Origin of the sequence: Fodinibius sp., from assembly GCF_034521915.1 — a bacterium.
Lineage (GTDB): Bacteria > Bacteroidota > Rhodothermia > Balneolales > Balneolaceae > Fodinibius.
In genome coordinates this window covers 412,252-434,650 of sequence record NZ_JAXHLU010000004.1, presented here as the reverse complement: position 1 = coordinate 434,650, position 22,399 = coordinate 412,252, and the positions used below count along the sequence as shown (strand labels likewise).

Here is a 22,399-nt window from a genome sequence, read left to right as displayed (position 1 = left end):
GTGAACTAAACACACTGACATCGGATATATAAACAAAACGTTAAAACTAACTTAAACTCTTGTCGTTCACTTAAAAAATCAATATTGTTCGAAACTATTAGATCTATCATAAACCATTCATTCAACTATAATTAAAACAGGAGAAAAGATGCTACGACGCGTTCTCATGTCGCTTACGGTAGTGCTGTTGGGATTTTATCTCGCCACACCGCCCGTAAATGCACAATCCTTAGACGAATTTGAAGAAAAAGTTACCGAATTCACACTCGATAACGGTTTAACTTTCATTATTATTGAGCGTCCGGTTGCACCGGTTGTCAGTTTTGCCACCTATGTAAATGTGGGCGGAGCAAACGAACCTGTGGGACATACCGGCATGGCTCATATTTTTGAGCACATGGCCTTTAAAGGAACTCACACCGTGGGTACCACCAATTGGCAGGAAGAAAAGAAAGTACTTCAAGAGCTCGATAATACATACCAAAAATGGCTGGCTGAAAAATACAGCACGCAACCCGATTCTGCCAAAATGGATACACTATGGAGTCAATTTGAAGAGCTCCAGAAAGAAGCAGGAGAATATGTTGTGAACAATGAATTCTCAGAAATTATTGATCGGAATGGTGGAACAGGCATGAATGCCAGTACTAGTCAAGACCGTACAAATTATTTTTATAGCCTGCCTGAAAACAGGTTAGAGCTGTGGTTTAGCCTGGAATCGGATCGATTTAAAAACCCGGTCTTTCGTGAGTTTTATAAAGAAAAAGAAGTGGTCCGCGAAGAGCGGCGAATGCGTTCCGAATCCCAACCGATCGGACGTCTGATTGAAGAGTTTGCAGCTGTTGCTTATACGGCCCATCCCTATGGACGTCCAACAGTAGGATGGCATTCTGATATTACAGCCACCACTATGGAAGACGCCCGTGAATTCTACAACACCTACTATGTACCCAATAATATTACGTTTGCCATTGCGGGTGACGTCGATCCGAAGGAAGCCAGACAGTTGGCTGAAGAATATTTTGGAGACATGAAAGAAGGACCTGAACCGCCTCCCGTTTACACCAAAGAACCAGAGCAGCGCGGAGAACGCCGATTTACCATTCAGGGACAATCGCAACCATTTTTTATAATGGGTTATCATACCGTTGCACAGGATCATCCCGATTCCAAAGCCCTGCAACTGCTAGGGAGCATCCTTTCCGGTGGACGTACTTCTATCCTGTATAAGCGAATGGTTGAAGAAGAACAAACCGCACTACAGGTTAGCGCTTTTAATGGATATCCCGGCCAAAAATATGAAACTCTCTTTGCAACACTTGCCATCCCAAATCAAGGAGTAGGTGTTGATACAATGGAAACCTCGATTTTGGAAGAAATCGAAAAAATTAAAAATGGAGAAATTTCACAAGAGGCATTAGACCGCGCTCGAACCAATGCTCGCGCTAACCTTATTCGAAGTCTGGACTCTAACTCGGGGCTGGCTTCGGCTCTTGCATCCGCCGAAAACCTGCGCGGCGACTGGAAAAAAGTGTTTACTGATATCGAAGAGCTCAACGAAGTAACGGTTGATGACATCCAGCGCGTAGCTAATAAATACCTGACCAAAGACAATCGAACAGTGGGTGCTATTGTAAATAAAGAAGACAATTCATCCGATCAGGAGGTTGCCGATGCTAACAACTAACTCATCATTTTCAAAAATTTTGAACAACCATAATTCTACTATTATGAAGAGGTTAAGCTTATTCTTATTCTTGGCTGTTTTTGCTTTTGCCTGTTCGCAAACCGAACAGATGACTGGTTCGCAACAGTCACCAGGAAAACGATACCAATCCATATGAAAATATGGATTTTCCGGAACTGAATGATTTTCAGAAGCCTGAGGTAGAAACATTCACTACCGAAAATGGCATAACTTTTTACTTGGTGGAAGACAATGAACTTCCCCTTATAAATGTTAATGCACGAGTTCGAACGGGCGGAGTGTTAAATTCCAACGAAAAAACAGGCCTTGCTTCAATTACGGGTACGGTTATGCGCTCCGGTGGAACAGAAACCTACCCTGCCGACTCGCTTAATACACTGCTCGAAAACCGGGCGGCCAGTATCGAAACCGGCATTGGATTTACCAGCGGTAATGCCAGCATGGATGTTTTAAAAGAGGATTTCGATGATCTGCTTCCTGTATTTATCGATGTTTTGACAAATCCCGCATTCCCGGAAGATAAAATTGAGCTGGCTAAAACACAGCAAAAATCTTCAATTTCGCGCCGGAATGATAATCCCCAACAAATCGGTATTCGAGAGTTCCAAGCTCTCATTTATGGAGAGGATTCACCCTACGGCCGAACAACAGAATATGCTACTATTAATAACATTAGTCGGGAAGATTTAGTCAATTTCCATGACAAGCATTTCTCGGCAAGTAATATGATGGTTGGTATTGTCGGAGATTTCGAAACGGAAGAAATGAAACAGAAGCTCCGTAAAACTTTCGGAGAACTTCCGGCCGGAGATGAAAGCCAACTTAAGTTTCCAGAAATAGATTACGAACCTCAAAGCTCTATCAACTTTATTGAAAAGTCAGACGTAAATCAGAGCTTTGTGATGATGGGACACTTAGGAGGTATGCGTGATAATCCTGACTATGCCAAGGTTCAGGTCATGAATCGCGTTTTAAGCGGTGGATTTTCGGGACGACTGATGCAGATAGTCAGAACTGAAATGGGACTGGCTTATTCGGTATTTGGTCAGTACGGGATGAATAGCTTTTATCCCGGTCTGTTTTACGCCGGCGTAATGACGAAAAGCTCTACTACTGCCGAAGCTATTGATGCCATCATCGAACAAATTGAACGCCTGCAAGACGAACCTATCACTAAACAAGAACTGCAGGATGTAAAAGATCAGATTCTTAATTCCGCGGTCTTTGAATACGACAGCTACGAAGAAGTACTCAGCGAACGTTTATCAAATGAATATCGTGGTCTGCCAGCTGATGCCTTTGAACAGTATATTGAAGGTGTTAAAGCCACAACCATTGAAGATGTTCAAGCGGTAGCACAAGAGTACCTCAATCCCGAGAATCTTCAAATTCTTGTTGTTGGAAATAAGGAGGAAATCGGCGATCAGCTCGAAAAATACGGGGACGTCAATAAAATCGATATTAGTATTCCTGAACCGGGAAGCGGCGAGAAGCAAATGGTTGAAGGCAATGCTGAAAAGGGCCAGGAATGGCTATCAAAAATGACTGAAGCTGTCATTGATGGTGATATGGACCTCAACAGTATTTCACTGACCGGCGAAATAAATATGCAAGGTCAAAAAATGCCAATGTCCACAACCATAAACTATCCCGATGCTATTGAACAAACTATCAAAGGCCCTATGGGTGAAATTAAGTTAAACTATGAAGGTGGATCGGGCAAAATGATTGTCGGCGGACAGGAACGCCCCCTACCTCCTCAAATGGCTAAAAACTTAAAAAGCACCCTGAACAGAAGTTTTCTTTCAATTGCCCTAAATGCAGAGAGCGTAAATCCGCAATACCTGGGCACTGAGGAAGTCGATGGAACGAGCTACGAAAAGGTTAACGTAACGGTAGATGGTTCGAACGTTGAACTTCTATTGGATACAGAAACTCATTATCCGGATATCATCCGTTACAAACAATTTAATCCTCAAATGGGTGAGCAAGTCACTGTAGAAAACCACAATTCGAACTGGCATGTGGTCGACGGTGTTGCATACCCCTATCTGCAAGAAACCATGATTAATGGAAATAAATCTGGTGAGGCTGTATACAAAAAACACGAAATAAATAAATAGCACGAAGTCTTACTTAATGATCCAAAAGGCCGGAGTAATCCGGCCTTTTTTATTTTACATTAATGATAATTCAGGAGTACTTTCAAAAAGTGACAAAAGTATAAAATCAAAAGAACAAAATGGCACTTTTAGATTGGGAAGACAACAGACCTCAACCAGATGAATACAGCGATTTTTATGAAGGCTATATCAATCTTGTTGATGAGCCAAATGTAATTCAGTTACTCATCCAACAAGGCCAACAAATTTATACTATCATCCGGCAATTGACCAAAGAAGAGGCCAATCACCGCTATGCCGATAACAAATGGAGCGTTAAGGAAATTTTTGGCCACCTGATAGATACTGAACGCATTATGGCTTATAGGACGCTATGTATCAGCCGCGGGGAACAGACTTCGTTACCCGGTTACGATCATGATGCTTATGTAGAGCACGCTCATTTTGAGAACCGAAGTCTACAGAGTTTATCCACCGAATACGATGCTCAGCGTAACGCCAATATCAGCATGTTTAGCAGTTTCTCTAAAGAACAAATGTCACGCAAAGGTACGGCGAATGATGTTACTGTTTCGGTCCGGGCGTTGGCTTTTATTATCGCCGGACATGAAAAACATCATCTGAATATCTTGGAAGAGAAATATGGAATACCTATCAACAAAAATTACAACAACTGATTTTGTAAGTTAGATTCAAATCAACACATCAATTGATCTTAATTAAAAATTATATTTTCACATCATGGCTAAAGATTCTGATAAGAAAAAGATTGTACACGCGCACCTCCCCAAAGAAGAAACATATACCACCACACTTACGGCCGGCAAACATGAATTTGTGGGGGACGAACCTAAATCCGTTGATGGCGGTAAGGATAAAGGTCCCGATCCCTATGATTACCTGTTGATGTCACTGGGCTCTTGTACCGTCATGACCATCAAAATGTATGTTCAGCACAAGGGATGGGATAATGTAGAGGATATTTACATGGAGCTTCGCCATAACAAACAGCATGATGAGGATTGCAAAAACTGTGAGGATCCTAAAAGCAGAATTGATGTCATAGAAAAAGAAGTAATTGTGGAAGGAGAGGTTACGGAGGAACAGCTCAATAAAATACTGGATATCTCTCAAAAATGTCCTGTTCACCGCACCTTAATGAGTGATATCCGACTAGAAAGTTCTATTACTCATAAATAAAGATTGTTTCCTTTACGACCTGATGATGAATCATCAGGCTAAATCATAAGCTTACTTCAAGTGAGCTTTAAAAATGTATAGGCCACGGATTCATCCGTAGATATTTAGAGAATCCTTTTAGCTAAAATGTTTCGGTATTTTAATCTTGGATTCATCCATAGGCCTTAAAATTAGGATACTATTTGTAAGGATCTGTTCCCAAAAGTGATCTTACTCATAAAATCATCAAGAAAAAGATCATTATGGGAAACACATATTCAAAACTATTCATACACTTAATATTTAGCACAAAGGAAAGAACTCCAGAAATAGGATCTAAATTTGAAGATGCCCTTTATTCCTATATCAAAAAATCATCAGCAAATCACGAATTGCAAATACTATCTGTGGGAGGAACCACTAATCACCTTCATGTTCTTGTAAATCTACCTGCCAAATATTCTGTGAGCAAAGCAGCACAAATCATCAAAGGCAGTTCATCTCGTTGGTTAAACAAAAACTATTTCACTGATTATAAGTTTCGCTGGCAAAGAGGATATGGCGCTTTTTCAATTAACCAATCACTGGTACCTAAAACAATCAAATATATTGAAAGACAAAAAAAGCATCATGCCACCCAATCGTTTACAGATGAGTTTGTACGATTTTTGGATATACACAATCTCGAATATAAAAATAAAACGATCACCTGATGATAAATCATAAGGCTAAAATTACAAGCTCACTTTAAGTGAGCTTCCCAATAACAAATAGCCTATGGATTTATCCATAGGCTATCTATAAAAAGATTATCTTAAAATTAATCAACCGCCGCCGGCTCCTGTCCCTCGCTATAAGCATCAATCGGTACGCAATTGCACATCAGGTTGCGATCACCATAGGCATCATCAACACGGCTGACGGCCGGCCAAAATTTATTAAACCGTAGATAATCCAGCGGAAAGATCGCCTTTTCACGACTATAGGGACGATCCCAGTTGTCTCCCATTGCCACCCGCATGGTATGCGGGGCTTGCTTGAGTACATTATTCTCGGGATCAACTTGGCCTTCTTCGATCTCTTTTATCTCTTCACGAATAGAAATCATAGCCTCACAAAAACGATCGAGCTCTTCTTTTGTTTCACTTTCAGTTGGTTCTATCATTATGGTGCCTGGTACCGGCCATGACATCGTCGGTGCATGAAAACCATAGTCCATAAGCCGTTTAGCAATATCGACTGCTTCAATATTCGCTGACTGTCGAAATGGCCGCAGATCTACAATAAATTCGTGCGCCGTGCGTCCATTTTTCCCAGTATAGAGGATGGAATAATGATCTTGCAACCGCTCTTTGAGATAATTGGCATTAAGAATGGCTATCTCAGAGACCTTAGTTAGCCCTTCAGCCCCCATCATTTTGATATAAGCGTACGAAATAGACAAAATACTGGCACTTCCCCATGGCGCTGCCGAAATACTTTTAATCGCATGCTCTCCTCCTGTTTTCTTAACGGGATTTCCGGGTAGAAACGGAGCAAGATCCTTTGTCGCAGCAATGGGTCCCATTCCCGGTCCACCGCCACCATGAGGGATACAGAACGTTTTATGCAGATTCAGATGGCAAACATCGGCACCAATTTCAGCCGGACTTGTAAGCCCAACCTGGGCATTCATATTGGCGCCATCCATATATACCAACCCGCCATTATCGTGAATAACCTGACAAATTTCCTTGATATCTTCCTCAAAAACACCATGCGTTGACGGATAGGTCACCATCAGCGCTGCTAATTTTTCTTTATTGGCCGCTACTTTCTCTCGCAGATCATCAAGATCGATATTTCCATGTTCATCGCACTCCGTGACTACTACATCCATCCCGGCCATAACCGCGCTGGCAGGATTGGTCCCGTGAGCAGAATCAGGTACAATAGTCACATTGCGATGACCTTCCCGTCTGTGTTTATGATAAGCACGAATGGTCATCAATCCTGAAAATTCGCCCTGTGCTCCCGAGTTGGGCTGCAGCGATACCGCCGGGAATCCGGTAATAGCGGCAAGCTGATGCTCCAATTTATCAAACAATTCGTGATATCCTTCAGCTTGTTCTTCGGGAGCAAACGGATGCAATTTCCCAAACTCTGGCCAGGTTAGCGGAATCATTTCCGAAGTGGCATTGAGCTTCATTGTGCACGAGCCCAGCGAAATCATGGAGTGGACCAACGAGAGATCTTTATTTTCCAGCTTCTTCAAATAGCGTAGCATCTCGTGCTCAGAATGATACAGGTTAAATACCGGATGCTGTAAATAGTCAGATGTACGAGTCAGCTTTTCCGGATAATCAACCTCAACTGATTCCGATAACTTGGATACGTCAACCTCCTCTCCATTCTCGTTCAGTGATGCAAAAATTGATAGCAGTTCCCTGACATGATCCAAATCTTTTACCTCATCAAAAGCAATACCCACAGCCGACTCATCGAAATAGCGTAGATTTAATTTGTGATCAAGCGCTTTCTGACGAAGTTTCTCTTTCTGATTATCATTCTCAAGTTTTACTTTTAGCGTATCAAAATAGAGATCGTTTGCTACTTCGTAGCCGAGCCTCTCAAGACCTTTATCCATTATCTTCGCCAGTCCATGGATTCGCTCTGCGATGCGTCGCAGGCCTTTTGGACCGTGATAAACAGCATAAAAGCCGGCAATCACTGCAAGCAACACCTGCGCCGTGCAGATGTTGGATGTTGCCTTTTCACGTCGGATATGCTGCTCGCGCGTTTGGAGCGCCATCCGGTACACGGGATTCTCTTCCGTATCCTGCGTAACTCCAATAATTCGTCCCGGGATCTTGCGCTTGTATTTTTCTCGGGTCGCAAAATATGCGGCATGAGGCCCACCGTATCCCATGGGCACCCCAAAACGCTGCGTTGATCCAACGACAACATCGGCTCCCATTTCACCGGGCGGAGTCAACAAGGTAAGGCTCAGCAAGTCAGCCGCTACCACCGATTGCACATTATTCTCTTCACAGGCAGCAATTAAATCCGAATAATCTTCCACAGTGCCATCGGTAGTGGGATACTGAAGCAAAATTCCAAATAGCTCTTCGTCAGTTACATCCAACTCTTTGTGATCACCGACCACTACTTCAATATCAAGCGGCTCGGCACGTCCTTGTACTACATCTATCGTTTGTGGATGACACAGCTCAGAAACAAAAAACGTGTGTGCCTTCTTGCGCTTGGCACCGCGCCGCATAGAATAGAGCATCGACATGGCCTCGGCCGCTGAAGTTCCTTCATCCAACAAAGAAGCATTGGCCAGTTCCCTTCCGGTCAGATCTGAAACCATCGTCTGAAAATTGATCAGGGCTTCGAGCCGTCCCTGGGCAATCTCAGCCTGGTAAGGCGTATAAGCCGTATACCACCCGGGATTTTCGAGTACATTGCGTAAAATTACATTGGGGGTCAACGTATCGTGATACCCCATACCAATGTATGACTCATAAATTTTATTCTTATTTGCCAAATCTCGAAACTCTTCCAAAAACCGATATTCACTCATCGGCTCATCGAGATCAATCTGATCTTGGAGACGAATACCTTTGGGGATGGTTTGTCCAATAAGTTCATCAATAGAAGAAGCACCAATGGCTGAAAGCATTTCACTTTCCTGCTTTTCGTCAGGGCCATTATGGCGGTGCATAAAACGTTCTTTATCAAAATTGATACTCATTTCGCGCAATTTTAAAATTGAATTTTCTTCGGAATGGGAATACGACTATAATCAAGTTTACAGGATGCTTCCAAATACATTTACCAATGATCGAGTAGATGCAAAGAGAAGTGCAGGAAACTAAGCAAAACTAAGAAAAATTAATAGCTGATAAATCATGATTTTAGTTGGGATAATGACTTTTAAAAAAGGATTATCAGTATAGGAAAGTTCCATATTAAAATTATTAGTCTTGGCTAAATTTTATTTTAATATCACTTATTATTTCTATATTTTCATGTTTAAATATTTAATTCAAAAACAGAAAAGCTCATTACATGTTTGACCCAGTTGCTATTAAAGAGACTTTTTATGGACTGAATCCCATTATACAAAGTTTATTTGGCGGATTATTCACTTGGGGCTTAACAGCCTTGGGAGCAGCCCTCGTATTTTTCACCAAGACTGTTGGCCATAAACTTCTGGATACCATGATGGGATTTGCTGCCGGTGTGATGATTGCTGCCAGTTTTTGGTCTTTGCTCGTCCCTTCTATTGATATGGCTGGTGCACAAGGTATGATTGAGTGGGTCCCTGCCGTTATTGGATTTTTAACTGGAGGTATTTTTCTGCGGATTTGTGATGCCTATCTTCCTCACCTACACATCGGGTTACCAATGGAAGAGGCAGAAGGAGTAAAAACTTCTTGGCGAAGAGCAACACTTTTGGTTCTTGCTATTACACTTCACAACATTCCCGAGGGACTTGCTATAGGTGTTCTTTTCGGAGCAGCTGCATCCGGTATTGAAGCGGCGGGAGGCGCTACAGTAGTTGGTGCAATTACCCTGGCAATTGGTATTGGCATTCAAAACTTCCCGGAGGGAACAGCCGTTTCTATGCCTTTGCGGCGCGAGGGTCTATCAGCTGGCAAAAGCTTCTGGTACGGGCAACTATCGGGTATAGTAGAACCCATATCAGCAGTAATTGGCGCCGCGGCGGTGCTCATGGTTCAACCACTTTTACCCTACGCCCTTGCTTTTGCCGCCGGTGCTATGATTTATGTTGTTATTGAAGAACTTATTCCCGAATCTCAACTCCACGGCAATACCGACTTAGCCACCCTTGGCACCATGATCGGTTTCAGCGTTATGATGATTTTGGACGTCGCCTTAGGTTAAATGCAAAAAATTTATTTTATTACTGCATAATTAATTCAGACGGGATTAGGTAATAAAATGAGTGAATCATTAACAGACAAAAAAGTTCTCATTGTTGAAGATGATATGATCATCTCAATGGTGTTAGAACGAATGATCAATAAGCTGGGACATCAAGTTGTTAAAAAGGTTATCGCCGGCCAAGACGCTATAGACTCATTTTTTGAATTGCAGCCTGATCTTATTTTGATGGATATACAGCTCAAGGACAATATTGACGGCATTACAGCAATGCAGAAGATTCGTGAGGAATCGGATGTCCATGTGATTTATATTACCGGAAATTCAGACCAGTATAATCTTGAGCGAGCTAAAAAAACTGACTATGTGGATTACTTGGTAAAGCCAATACAAATGAGTCATTTAAAGAAATCTATCAACAAAGCTTTTGCTGGAAAAATGTCTTGAGTTAATTAAAACTATGCCCTCCTTTTCACTACTACCCTTTATTGCTATTTAATAAAAGAGTAATAACTTTGTTGTAGGTAAGAAAACCATATTATATTAATTTTTCGCAGCTGTACTTCTTAAAACCAGGAGGAGTTATGGAACCTAATCTATTAATCGCTGCAATCTCAGGTTTTATTGGCGCTCTAATCTTAACCTTCCTTATATACCTGTTAAAATTATTTGGCCAAGATCTCGACATTCCCTACCTCATCGGAACACAATTCGTAGATATACAAAATAAATCACAGGTATACGTTGTCGGTATATTGTTACATCTGCTCATTGGGGCGGGATGGGGCATTTTATACGTTATCCTACTTACCGCCATGGTAGTAACGCCCAATTGGCCGGCTGGAATTCTGTGGGGATTTGGGCACGGCATCTTTGTAGGCGCTATGATCGGAATAATCGCCGACACACATCCATATATCGGAGAAGACAAACCTATTAAAAATCCGGGTATTTTAGGTCGAGAATGGGGAACACTTATGCCCTACTGGATTTTAGGTCTCCATATCATTTTTGGAGTGTGTACCCTCTCCATTTACCACTGGTGGCTTACCGGGTAACATCAGGATTATCAACATCCTCATTTAGCGCTTCACCATCCTCATCATCAGATATAACACTACCATCTTGACCATTTGATAACCACATCCGATAATCCATGGCCTCAGTGATTTCAACATCTCTGACTGTAAAGGCACGACCTTGATTACCGCTGGCAACATGTATCGTTAGATTGCTCAAATTCAATCTTTTTTGAAAGGGATTCTGTTGGACCTGACATGACTGCATTCGGTATTTTTTAACCATAGCAGTTGTTTTGCTGAGTAATCGAAAGGTGAGAATAAGAATATCTTTTCCCCTTGCTATTTCTGCATCTCTGTACTGCTGATATCCTAACAGCAAGGCGGGGATCAACAGGAACCAACTGTAAACACCATAAGGAATACTACTCCAGACAATCAGAATAACAGGCAGTGATATCCAAAGCATTCGGAAAAGATATCGACGCAATCCCACCGATGGTACGTTACTATTCTCTGATATCTCAGTTTGGTAATCGGGAATTACTTCGTTGATAAAATTATAAATTTGGGGCTTAGCCAACAATGGAAATAACGTAGTAGAATTTCCTTCACTTTCTCCATAACCAGCACTTTCAATAACTAAAGAAGCATATCCCAATGGCTGACGTAACAACTCCTCTTTAATTTGCACAGCTTGGATACGATTAAAAGGAATTGTAAGCTGTGTGCGCTCAAACAGACCGCGACTTATCAGTAATTCGTTCTCACGAACCTCTACCACAAAATCGTAGTATTTGAAAATAGTGCTTGCAAACGAAAACAGCCATGCTATTGCAATAACTGCAAAAATTGACATGGCAATCATTGAAGCGTTAGTACTGCGGGGAATAATCGTTTCTACAAAATGAATCATCTGTTCCTCAGAAATAAGCTGCTCAACCTGAGAAAAAGCTACACCGACTACTGAAAGCGCTACCCCAAATCGACCTGACGTTGAAGCTGCAATTAGCAGATCCCTCGTATCCAGTGCGTATACTTTACGTTGTAAAACAGGCTCAGCTTCCTGTGAATCATCAGACTTCTCGGTTTTCTTACGGAGTAGTGCTTTTAACTTTTCCGCCTTTTCCCGGGTAATGGCGCTAATTTTTGCTTCTTTTGAACTACTGCCCGCTGTTTTTACCTCTACGGCCACTAGTCCAAATAATCGCTGAACAACTCCCGCAGAAATATCAATTACCTGAATGCGATCAGAGGTAAGATAGAGCTTTTTGCGCACCATCACTCCCTGCTCGATTCGAAGCTCCCCATCCTCAACGCTGAATTGAAATCGATACCATGAAATGGCTCCCCAAACCAGCAGAAATAAAAAAGTTCCGATGATCCAATAAAGCGTAAAGTTAGCCTCCCTTCCCCCACTCCCCACGAAAATAAGGATCACGATGGTAATAAAGTTCGCCCGGATAATATCAAAGGCGTTAGCCAGAGCGGCAGCAGGATGTTGTCGCTGTAGTTCAAACATCTTCTTCGGCCAATCGGGCAAATTTAGAAATTTGATCACGCACCTGGTCTGCGACCTCTTCATTCAGCGCCGGAATACGATGTGTTGTTGCTGCCGTAGAAATCGTGACATCTGCCAAATTATAGGATCGGAGAATGGGACCCTGTCGGGTATCCACATGCTGCACTCTTTTAATAGGCACTAAGGTGCGGGTAATAATAAAAATGCCGCTTTGTAAATCAACCTCATGCTCATCAACCTGATAAGACCAACGCCGCCAGCGAATCTCAGGAATGAAAAATATGCACAGCCCCGTAATAACGATAAGTATTACTGTTATAGCTATGAGAGTCCACATTGAGAAAAATCCATCTTCGGGTGATAGTAGTTTATATCCCCAAAGAAAAAATAGGCCAAGAACTAAAAATAAAATGAATATCGATAATGAAACCCGCCATGCCTTAATGGCATCGTGTGATAATTTATTTTTCGGTGATGAACGCATGAGGTTTAAACCTTCAAAAGATTACAGCAAAGAAAAAGCGTATATAAAAAAAGCCACTATTACGTGGCTTTTCAAAGTAAGATAGGAAAAAATTATCCGTTGTTTTTAATATCCTGAATTTCAAGACGGACTTCTTGGGCAAGCTTTTTTAGTCCTTGCAACCCTTTACGAGCACGGGTGCCGGCTGCTTTGTTTCCTTTCTCATAAAATTTTACCATATCATCTTCAATACCTGTGATAATACCTTTAATTTCGTCTAATCGACTCATTTTATTCTCTGTTAGTTTGTTAGTAATTGGATGAAGCTTATCCCCATCCCGGATGTAACTTATCCTTTTAAATATGAGCTTAATTTAGCATTTTCCCGATTAAAAACATGGTTTAATTTCAAAATTAAATGATTTACTCTTTTGGACGTGCTTCTTCGGCATCGGGCACGAAGTACAGGGTTATAAAACCGATCACAAATAATACTACTATTACGCTCATCCCTATACGCTGACTATCGGAAATATATGTGAGCCAACCCACTAATAATGGACCTGCAAAAGAGGTTACCTTGCCTGAAAGCGCCATTAATCCAAACATTTGGTTCTCCAAATCGGGCGGCGATACACGTGCCATATATGTTCGACTGGCCGCCTGTACAGGCCCGACAAATATCCCCAACACCAGCCCAAATACCCAAAACCATATAAGCTCTGTAACGATCAAAACACCAGTGGTTGTAACAATAAGTCCAATTAGTGAAAATAACATTGTTGTGCGGCTACCCAGTTTATCGTCCAGCCAGGCAAACAAGACCGCTCCCAGTCCGGCAGTTACATTTAAACCGATACCAAATATCAATACTTCGCGTTCGCTAAAATCAAAAGTCCCTGCAGCGTAGATACCTCCAAAAGCAAAAACCGTTGCCAATGCATCAATAAAAATCATCCGAGCAATGAGGAATCGGACGATATATTTGTATTTGCGTACATTTGCTATAGATGTTTTAAGCTGCTTCCACCCGGATTTAGCGGCCTTTTTTAATGCTATTCCCGTCCGAGGTCGATCCCTGGAAAATCCAAACAAAGGAAGCGAAAATAGGGCATACCAAACCGCGACCATTACAAAAGTGGCGCGCACATGTTCTGCCATGGATTTATCTAATCCAAAGGGAGGATTTTCTACATCCACAAACACAAAAAGCGCCACTACCAGGCAGGCAAGTCCACCGGCATATCCGAGTCCCCACGCCCAGCCCGACCAGCGCCCCATCCGCTCTTTTGAGGCCAAATCGGGTAGCATGGCGTTATAAAAAATAATAGCGAACTCAGAACCAACCGTTCCAATAAATACCAGCACCAGTGCCAATATCACAAAATCCTGCGAGGGCTCCACGAACCAAAGACCAGCAGAAGCCAAAATACAAAGCAGCGAGAACCAGGCTATCCACGGTTTTCGGCGTCCCATCTGATCTGCAATAGCTCCTACAAAAGGAGCAGAAACTGCAATTAAAATACCCGCTGCTCCAATCGTATTTCCCCATAATGTGCTACCCAGTGTTTCGTCTTGAACCACCGATTGCATAAAGTAAGTGGCAAAAACAAAGGTTTGTATAACCGTAAAGAAAGCACTGTTTGCCCAATCAAAAAGGGCCCATGAAAACAGCGAGCGTATCTGATCTTTTTTATCGTGAGACATCAAAATAACTATATTTCAAATTCTGCCATATTATGGATGGAATAGTTGGGAAATGCAATTTGTTATTGTAAACTCAAAGACAAAACGAAGAAACAATTTATTTATGAAGCACAAAAGGCAAGATCTAATTTATATTTACGATACTGAGCACCACAAAATCATCGTCATTGATGGTGAGACAGGTAATCGAGTTAACGAAGAGGATGATCAAGTTACATCACTGCTAAAATATCTAAACGAAGAGGAAAACCCCATCTTGCTTCGAAGATTTGCTGTATGGTGTGCCCGGCAAATTAATGATGACCTAAAACCAATACAGAAAAAAATACTTGATCTTGCTGAGAAGGCTATACAGGAAGAAGCTGACAAAAAAGAGCTGCAAGAGCTATACGATGAAACCGAAGGCACTGCTATTGCCACTGATACTACCGGAATGATGCAGGGAAACAAAAATGCACCCGCCTATCTTGCCGCTCGCGAATGCATCAACCCCAATCCATTAGAAGGAGCTATACAAGCAGCCCGTTTTCACCGGCTTTGGGCCGAGATGAATGACGAGGAGAATGACCTTAACGATGTGGCCCTGAAAGAAGTGAAAGCAGAAGCAACAAAATCTACTATTCAAAAAGTAGAGCAACAACAAACCGATTACTTGCTTGATCTGATGAATGAATAGCTACTTATCTCCCGAAAAGCCTTTCAAAAGCTTTTATCGGCCATATTTTCCAAAATTGGGAAAATAAACCCCTTTACCTATATTAGCTGATACGCATATATATTGACATTCATAAACTATATGTATCAAAATAACGGAAACATATTATTTATTTCTGATGACCAGCAGGTTTTAAGCCGGTTTCGGCAGGCCTATGTTGAGTCCTATAATGTGTTTACAGCATCTTCCATTAAGGAAGCCCATCGTACTCTAACCGACTATGATATCCACGTCGTAATTGTGGAACAGATGATGCCGGAAATGAGTGGTTTACAATTCTGCGAAAGCATTTCTCATAAATTTTCGGAGTTGACCAATATTATTATAAGCAGATCCCAGGATACTAATTCTCTGGAAAGTGCCTACAAAACAGGTCTTATTTTCAGGTTTATTTCTGAGCCGTTTACAAACGTGGATCTCCAAATGGCTATTGACAATGCCTTGCAAATTCATAAGGCTCATTTTGAGAATAAAAAACTCTCGGAAAAAATATCCTCCTATGAAGAGAAGCAGGAAGATATTCTGGATCTATTTAAGAAATACGTCCCCGGTGAAGTGGTCTCTCAGGCATTAAATACTAAAAAAGAGGACATGATAAAACCCGGAGAATCTCGGGTGGTTTCGGTCTTATTTGCAGATATGAGAGACTTTACTAAAATGACCAGTAAACTTCCCCCATCAGAGGTCGTTCAATTTTTAAATGATTACTGGGATGTGCTTTCAATTGCCATTAAAGAAAATAAGGGATCTATAAACAAATATATCGGTGATGGATTGTTAGCCGTTTTTGGCGCTCCGGTATCTCACCTGAATAACCATAAAAATGCCGTTTCTGCTGCCCTTGACATGATTGGTCTGCTGGATCGTATCAACATAAAATACAGTGAGAAAATGGGTACCGAAATTAGCATCGGTATCGGCATTAATAGTGGAGAGGTTATTGTAGGAAATGTTGGAACCGATGACTTTATGGAATATACAGTAATTGGCAATACGGTTAACATTGCATCCAGGTTGGAAAAGATCAGCAAGGATAAGCCAAATTCTATTATTATAAGTGAGCGTACTCACGATCTCATAAAAGACTCGTTCCGAACATCAGAGTTTAAAAATGTTACCCTTCCTAAAAAGAATGAGGCCATTAAGTACTGTGAAGTCCTCGGCCCAAATCCCGGGAATGTTTTTCCCATGAATTCAAAGAGTAATATTCAGTAGCTACCGCTCCCCTTTTCCATCATTCAATTTATTTTTTTCCTTTCAATTCGTTGGAAAGGTAAACACAAATTTTGATCCCTTAGTAGTATTACCGGCTTCAATATCTGCGTCCAATTGTTCAGCAAATGTGTAAATGAGCATCGAGCCCAAATTACCTTTATCTTTAATGGCAAAATCATCGGGCAGCCCCGGGCCATTATCTGCGACACTTAGTTTAATATTCCCATTCTCCCTGAAAAGGCCGACTTCTAATATTCCTTTCTTATCCTTTTTAAATGCATGTTTAAATGCATTTACCACTAACTCATTAATTAAGAGTCCACAGGGTATTACCCGGTCAATATCCAGTTCAATCTCATCCAGCTCAAATTTTAAATCAACCGCTTCATTATACTCTGTAAAAGTACTGTGAATGGCTTCAACCAGCTCTTTGACATACGTATTCAAGGTAATATCAGAAAGCGATTTTGTCTGGTATAATTTTTCATGAATCAAGGCCATCGATCGGATTCGCGTTTGGCTATCCTGAAGTACACTTTTTGCCTCATCACTATCAGTGCTATCCAACTGCAGCTCAATGAGTCCTGAAACAATAGCCAGGCTGTTTTTTACTCGGTGATGAATCTCCTGAAGCAAGATCTCTTTTTCTTCAAGCGACTGCTGAATTTTACTGGTCTTGCTATCCACCTGCTTCCGCAAGACCACTACCCAGCCTATGATAAGTGCTGTCAGGAGTACCAAGCCGCCAATAATCAGCAACATATAATATTTGGGAAACTCCACATATTCCAGATCTCCAGGTGTTCGCAAGAACAGTTTATAAGTTTTTTTATCCGGAAAATCGGGATTATTCTCAGAAATAATTCCTTTGACTAATATTTTGTCTCCGGCACTCAATACATCAAAATTAAACTGATTGAATAAGCGATGAAAGTTGGATACATATACCATGATAGTGCCACTTCCCAACTCTCCTGATGATATTCTCAGATATTTTCCGTTGAAGGTACTTCCCTTTTCAATGATGCTTCCCTCCCCTTCCACTAACATACCTAAATATTCAGATGGATTGGCTATGGCCTTTTTCAAAGGTTTCGGAGCCGGTACTTGGGAAGTTTTGCTAAATACACGATAAGAATCTGCATTAACCTCTGCCAGACCGTTATAGCGCTGAACTTTCCCGCTTACTACCAAACTGTCACCTGGTGCAAAAGGAGTATCAATTTCGTTTGAGAAAATTGACATTCCAGCACTATCATTTTGAACAAAAGCTTGAAGGTAATGTTCATGGAGCAAGCTGGTGCTAATATTAGCGATGCCTGTTATTGTTACCTCTTCACCTAGATAATCGAGCTCATTATCGGCATTCGTATCAGATCTAATTTTCGAAAAAGACCAAAAAGCATCATCTGTCGCTTGTCCAAAACTATCTTCAATGGGAGATAAGAATGGTAATAAAAATATCAGCGCGCATAGTCCTATGCCCGGCCATTGTTTTTGTGAACGTGGTTTTTTCATAGCCGAATGTAGATAAAAAATTCCTAAAGCAAATACTGAAACTGAAAATAAATTGCATTCTACAAAAGTTAATCATCTATTAAAAATTGAACAGTAATATTTTTACTTCTTTGGACCTTTTTTATCCTTACTGCTGTTATATTTTTAAACTTTAACTAAATCACATATTCCTTTGAAAGAAAATTTACGCTGCCTCGTTACAGGTGTTACAGGCTATATCGGTGGACGTCTTGTACCGGAATTACTCAAAAAAGGATATCGCGTCCGTGTACTTTCTCGAGATACCGATCGCCTACAGGGGCGCCCCTGGATTGACGAGGTCGAAGTAGTAGAAGCAGACGTACTACAACCCGAAACATTACCAGCTGCCTTACAAGATATTGATGTTGCTTATTACCTGATTCACAGCATGAGTGGTGAAGGCAGCTCAGAATTCTATAACCGAGATATTCAAGCTGCCCGAAATTTTGGCAAGACTGCCAGCGAACAAAATGTGGATCGAATAATATATTTAGGTGGCCTCGGTGACCCTGATGACCAATTATCTGAACATCTGGCTTCGAGACAAAAAACGGGAGCTATTTTAAGAGAATCAGAGGTTTCGGTAACCGAATTTCGTGCTGCAATTGTAGTCGGATCGGGTAGTAAATCATTCGAGATGGTCCGCTATCTTACAGAGCGTGTCCCTATGATGATTTGTCCGTCATGGGTATACAGTAAAGTCCAACCTATTGCCATTCGCAATGTACTGCAATATTTAGTGTCAACAATCAAAAAGCCTGAAACACGTGATAAAATCATAGAAATCGGCGGCAGCAGTGTTATTACTTATGCTGATATGATGAAAATTTATGCAGAAGTTAATGGGTTAAAGCGCATTTTAATCCCGGTACCCGTCTTATCACCTACCCTGTCATCATACTGGGTACACTGGATGACACCCGTTCCTGCCTCATTGGCTCGGCCGTTAATCGAAGGACTTAAAAACGACGTAATTGTTAAAAACGATAAAGCTCAAAAACTGTTCCCCGAAATAACGCCCCTCTCCTACAAGCGGGCCGTAGAACTTGCTATGGCACGTATTGATACCGATGATGTGGAAACAACTTGGAATGACGCACTTATCAGTAGTAAAGGTGATGAAGAACCGGTCATACTAAAAACTAAAGAAGGACTTAATATCGAACGACGAATACAAACTGTGAATGCATCTTCACAACAGGTTTTTGATACTTTTTCAAGTTTGGGTGGAGTAAAAGGTTGGCCGGTATTCCAATGGGCTTGGAAATTACGCGGTATTTTGGATCGATTGGTCGGAGGAGTGGGATTTAGACGTGGCCGCCGCCATCCCAAAGAATTGCGCGTAGGTGATGCACTCGACTTTTGGCGCGTAGAGGCTATTAAACCCGGCGAATTGCTACGGCTACGTGCCGAAATGAAGTTGCCCGGAAAAGCATGGCTTGAATTTCAGGCTATCGAACAAGATTCGCAAACAACAAAATTAGTACAATCAGCTTATTTCGCTCCAAAAGGATTACTAGGTTTGCTCTATTGGTATGGCATATATCCATTTCATTCGCTTATTTTTTCTCGTATGATTGAAAAACTGTCTCAACAAGCAGAAAAAAACAAATATTCATAACTTCGTTATCCAATTTTCATACTTCCCATTTGAAACCTAATCAGCTCTTTGTAGTTTTTAGTTTATTTAAGTAGCAACTTATGCTTTATTACAAGACTTTTTTCAAAAATGAAGATACCGATTGGGTCGTGTTTGTCCACGGAGCAGGCGGAAGCTCTTCGATCTGGTTTAAACAGCTGCGTGCCTATAAAAAAGAGTTTAACGTGCTCATGGTGGATCTCCGGGGACATGGGAAATCAAAGGGCATGCTTCAAAAATATTATGAGGAAGAATATTCTTTTGAAATGGCCAGCCAAGATATTATAAATGTGCTGGACGAAATCGGCATCAAAGAAGCACATTTTGTCGGAGTTTCACTGGGCACCATCATCATCCGAACGATTGGTGAAATGCAGCCCGAGCGAGTACAATCGCTGATAATGTGCGGAGCCATTATGCGGCTTAATATCAGATCGCGATTTTTAGTTTGGCTGGGTCATATGTTCAAAAAAGTAGTGCCATTTATGTGGCTGTATAAGCTTTTTGCCTGGATTATTATGCCTCGTCAACGACACTCCGAATCCAGACATCTTTTTATTCGAGAAGCAAAAAAACTTTATAAAAAAGAGTTTCTCAAGTGGTTTAATATGACACACGAGGTGAATCCGCTACTCAAATATTTTCGGGAAAAAGAACTAAAAATCCGCACCTTATATATTATGGGCAGTGAGGATTATCTGTTTCTTCCTCCGGTCAAAAATGTAGTTAAGGAGCACACAAAATCTATTTTAGAGGTAGTGGAAAAATGCGGTCACGTAGTAAATGTGGAAAAGCCCGAGGTTTTTAACCGAATCACAATCAATTTTCTCAAGTCCAAAAAACTTAGGACCAGCACTTCCTAACTGTGATGGAATATAATCCGATCAAAGAAGAACTGTTTGAGCAGTTGGATTTAGCGGTTAAAAAGTAGTGAATGTGTCACCTGAACTTGGCCTGCCCCGACTTTTCGGGGTTTCAGGATCTCGCAGGGACAAGAAACGTTGATTAAAACTCTTGCCAGATCAACGATATAGTCCTTACGAGATCCCGGATCGGAGTCCGGGATGACACGGCAGGTATTTCTTGGTTCTTGCCATCTAATCTAACCGCTAAACACGTTCAAGCAGATAATTTAATACAGCATCCCAATCGTGAAACGGCTTTTGACCAAAATGGATATGTTCGCCCTGAAAATCCCCAGCACCGTTAGCCGTACGATCATCAATAAGATAATGGCCCCTGTTAAGGTGCTTGTTATGGCTCAAAATAAGGCGCTTATGTGCTGCTTGGGGCAGATGTTTCTTTACCCACAGCAATTTGTCAATCCATGCTGATGGATTTCGCCACGGGGCTGTTGAAAGGATATAGACATCATACTGCTCGTTTAATTTGTGGAAGGCATCGATGGCACCATCGACAGGTGGTAAATCCCTAAAGAATCCGGGCACCTCATCGAGATCATCTTCATATTCGTTATAGGTTTCCTCAGAAAGCTGATCGATGCCATGCTCAAAATCGACCAGTACGTTATCCATATCTAAGTACACAATTTCCATATCTGATAATTTTTATTGCTAAGGTCTTAAAATAACCTTTCCGATATTTTTTCGCTCTTCGATATAACGATGCGCTTCAGCCACTTCCTCAAACTGAAATATCGCATCCACATGCGGATTAATCCACCCCTCTTCTACTCCTTTTAGTATTTCCTGCATCCAAACTTTAGCTTTTTCCGGCTCGTGCCACAAGTGTCCCAAATTAACGCCAAATACGCCTCGATTCTTGCCAATCAATGGAAGAGGATGATAAAACGGCATCTGTACAACTGTTTTTAACATGCTCCACATTGCTCCTATTCCTCCGCTTGTCCCCTCACTCGCAGAAGAAATACCAAACATCCCCAAACGTCCCGTTGCACGCAGTGCTTTGTAACTTCGCTTCCATTCTTTACCTCCCAAAGGATCGGTGATTAATTCAACTCCTTTTCCATCGGTCAATTCCATTAACTCTTCAAACCAATCCTTATTGCGATAATCGATGGCATAATCGAGTCCGCGTTCGGCTAAAAATTCGTGCTTTCGTTTGCTGGACGTGCCATAGGTCGTGGCGCCTATATGCTGAGCAATATCTAAAGCGGCAATTCCTACGCCCCCGCCCACGTTGTGAATCAAAATAGATTCATACGATTGCAACGATCCCATCACAGTAATTAAGATATGGGCTGTCAAATAATTAACCGGCAGGGCTGCCGCTTCTTCAAATGATAATCGATCAGGCTTTTCGAACAGTTGCGATTCACGTACTGCTACTTGCTCGGCCTGACCCTTAAAACGTGTAAAGGTAATGACCTCTTTCCCCAGCCATTCCTCATCAACCTGATTGCCAATGGATGCTACTACTCCCGAAACCTCATATCCCATTACGCAAGGCTTATCAGGCCCATCCGGATACTGCCCTTTTCGCGCTAAAATATCTGCAAAGTTTAATCCTGAAGCTTTTACCTTAATAATAACTTCATTTGATTTGGGCTGGAGGTCTGCAACTTCCTGAACGTCCAGCACCTCGTATCCCCCATTTGATGTGTTTACAATTTGTCTCATAAAATTTAGTCTTTAAAGGCTGTTCATTTGAGGTGTACACTCTACATTACCACAAATTTATTAGCAGCTATCAGAAA

The 22,399-nt window shown here is 41.5% G+C and carries 20 protein-coding genes; 12 read left to right on the top strand and 8 right to left on the bottom strand.

Going from position 1 to position 22,399, the window contains the following annotated elements; translation table 11 throughout:
* Positions 1-148 precede the first annotated feature (148 nt).
* From U5J89_RS04570 to tnpA, 5 genes are all read left to right on the top strand, one after another.
* A complete protein-coding gene (locus U5J89_RS04570) occupies positions 149-1,687 on the top strand; it encodes a pitrilysin family protein (RefSeq protein ID WP_322574429.1) in 1,539 nt (512 codons plus the stop codon).
* 161 nt (positions 1,688-1,848) lie between these two features.
* Positions 1,849-3,831 (top strand): pitrilysin family protein, encoded by a 1,983-nt coding sequence (locus U5J89_RS04565; protein ID WP_322574428.1) that lies wholly within the window; start codon positions 1,849-1,851, stop codon positions 3,829-3,831.
* Between the two features lie 119 nt (positions 3,832-3,950).
* Positions 3,951-4,508 carry a DinB family protein gene (locus U5J89_RS04560; protein WP_322574427.1) on the top strand — a complete coding sequence of 186 codons (558 nt, stop codon included), beginning with the start codon at positions 3,951-3,953 and terminating at the stop codon, positions 4,506-4,508.
* A 64-nt stretch (positions 4,509-4,572) separates the two neighbouring features.
* Positions 4,573-5,031 carry an OsmC family protein gene (locus U5J89_RS04555; protein ID WP_322574426.1) on the top strand — a complete coding sequence of 153 codons (459 nt, stop codon included), beginning with the start codon at positions 4,573-4,575 and terminating at the stop codon, positions 5,029-5,031.
* Positions 5,032-5,273: 242 nt separating this feature from the next.
* Positions 5,274-5,723: an IS200/IS605 family transposase gene (gene tnpA / locus U5J89_RS04550; RefSeq protein ID WP_322574425.1), complete on the top strand. Its 450-nt coding sequence runs from the start codon at positions 5,274-5,276 to the stop codon at positions 5,721-5,723.
* A 107-nt stretch (positions 5,724-5,830) separates the two neighbouring features.
* On the opposite strand, the gene gcvP is transcribed toward tnpA, so the two are convergent.
* On the bottom strand, positions 5,831-8,746 hold the full coding sequence (gene gcvP, locus U5J89_RS04545) for an aminomethyl-transferring glycine dehydrogenase (protein ID WP_322574424.1): 2,916 nt from the start codon (positions 8,744-8,746) through the stop codon (positions 5,831-5,833).
* A gap of 317 nt (positions 8,747-9,063) precedes the next feature.
* Between gcvP and U5J89_RS04540 the strand changes: the two genes are divergently transcribed.
* The 3 genes from U5J89_RS04540 (at position 9,064) to U5J89_RS04530 (ending at position 10,961) form a co-directional block, all read left to right on the top strand.
* Positions 9,064-9,903, top strand: coding sequence for a ZIP family metal transporter (locus U5J89_RS04540; protein WP_322574423.1), 840 nt, complete (start codon positions 9,064-9,066; stop codon positions 9,901-9,903).
* 57 nt (positions 9,904-9,960) lie between these two features.
* Positions 9,961-10,350, top strand: a complete 390-nt coding sequence (locus U5J89_RS04535; RefSeq protein WP_322574422.1) for a response regulator — start codon at positions 9,961-9,963, stop codon at positions 10,348-10,350.
* Between the two features lie 137 nt (positions 10,351-10,487).
* On the top strand, positions 10,488-10,961 hold the full coding sequence (locus U5J89_RS04530; RefSeq protein ID WP_322574421.1) for a hypothetical protein: 474 nt from the start codon (positions 10,488-10,490) through the stop codon (positions 10,959-10,961).
* Here the strand turns inward: U5J89_RS04530 and U5J89_RS04525 are convergent.
* From U5J89_RS04525 to U5J89_RS04510, 4 genes are all read right to left on the bottom strand, one after another.
* Positions 10,951-12,444, bottom strand: a complete 1,494-nt coding sequence (locus U5J89_RS04525; RefSeq protein WP_322574420.1) for a PH domain-containing protein — start codon at positions 12,442-12,444, stop codon at positions 10,951-10,953. The genes U5J89_RS04530 and U5J89_RS04525 overlap by 11 nt on opposite strands.
* Positions 12,437-12,928: a PH domain-containing protein gene (locus tag U5J89_RS04520; protein ID WP_322574419.1), complete on the bottom strand. Its 492-nt coding sequence runs from the start codon at positions 12,926-12,928 to the stop codon at positions 12,437-12,439. Before U5J89_RS04520 ends, U5J89_RS04525 begins: the two co-directional genes overlap by 8 nt.
* Before the next feature lie 92 nt (positions 12,929-13,020).
* Entirely contained in the window at positions 13,021-13,197 is a 177-nt protein-coding gene (locus tag U5J89_RS04515; protein ID WP_322574418.1) for a histone H1, read from the bottom strand.
* Positions 13,198-13,330: 133 nt separating this feature from the next.
* Complete coding sequence (locus U5J89_RS04510; protein WP_322574417.1) at positions 13,331-14,614, bottom strand: MFS transporter; 1,284 nt, start codon at positions 14,612-14,614, stop codon at positions 13,331-13,333.
* 103 nt (positions 14,615-14,717) lie between these two features.
* Between U5J89_RS04510 and U5J89_RS04505 the strand changes: the two genes are divergently transcribed.
* Both U5J89_RS04505 and U5J89_RS04500 read left to right on the top strand, forming a co-directional pair.
* Complete coding sequence (locus U5J89_RS04505) at positions 14,718-15,290, top strand: hypothetical protein (protein ID WP_322574416.1); 573 nt, start codon at positions 14,718-14,720, stop codon at positions 15,288-15,290.
* A gap of 120 nt (positions 15,291-15,410) precedes the next feature.
* On the top strand, positions 15,411-16,544 hold the full coding sequence (locus U5J89_RS04500; RefSeq protein WP_322574415.1) for an adenylate/guanylate cyclase domain-containing protein: 1,134 nt from the start codon (positions 15,411-15,413) through the stop codon (positions 16,542-16,544).
* Positions 16,545-16,586: 42 nt separating this feature from the next.
* On the opposite strand, the gene U5J89_RS04495 is transcribed toward U5J89_RS04500, so the two are convergent.
* Entirely contained in the window at positions 16,587-18,062 is a 1,476-nt protein-coding gene (locus tag U5J89_RS04495) for a histidine kinase dimerization/phosphoacceptor domain -containing protein (RefSeq protein WP_322574414.1), read from the bottom strand.
* 172 nt (positions 18,063-18,234) lie between these two features.
* On the opposite strand from U5J89_RS04495, the gene U5J89_RS04490 reads away from it, so the two are divergent.
* Positions 18,235-19,704 (top strand): SDR family oxidoreductase, encoded by a 1,470-nt coding sequence (locus tag U5J89_RS04490; protein WP_322574413.1) that lies wholly within the window; start codon positions 18,235-18,237, stop codon positions 19,702-19,704.
* An 80-nt stretch (positions 19,705-19,784) separates the two neighbouring features.
* Complete coding sequence (locus tag U5J89_RS04485; protein WP_322574412.1) at positions 19,785-20,585, top strand: alpha/beta hydrolase; 801 nt, start codon at positions 19,785-19,787, stop codon at positions 20,583-20,585.
* A gap of 246 nt (positions 20,586-20,831) precedes the next feature.
* On the opposite strand, the gene U5J89_RS04480 is transcribed toward U5J89_RS04485, so the two are convergent.
* Positions 20,832-21,278 carry a 5' nucleotidase, NT5C type gene (locus U5J89_RS04480; protein ID WP_322574411.1) on the bottom strand — a complete coding sequence of 149 codons (447 nt, stop codon included), beginning with the start codon at positions 21,276-21,278 and terminating at the stop codon, positions 20,832-20,834.
* Between the two features lie 18 nt (positions 21,279-21,296).
* Complete coding sequence (locus tag U5J89_RS04475) at positions 21,297-22,322, bottom strand: zinc-binding dehydrogenase (protein ID WP_322574410.1); 1,026 nt, start codon at positions 22,320-22,322, stop codon at positions 21,297-21,299.
* Positions 22,323-22,399: the final 77 nt, after the last annotated feature.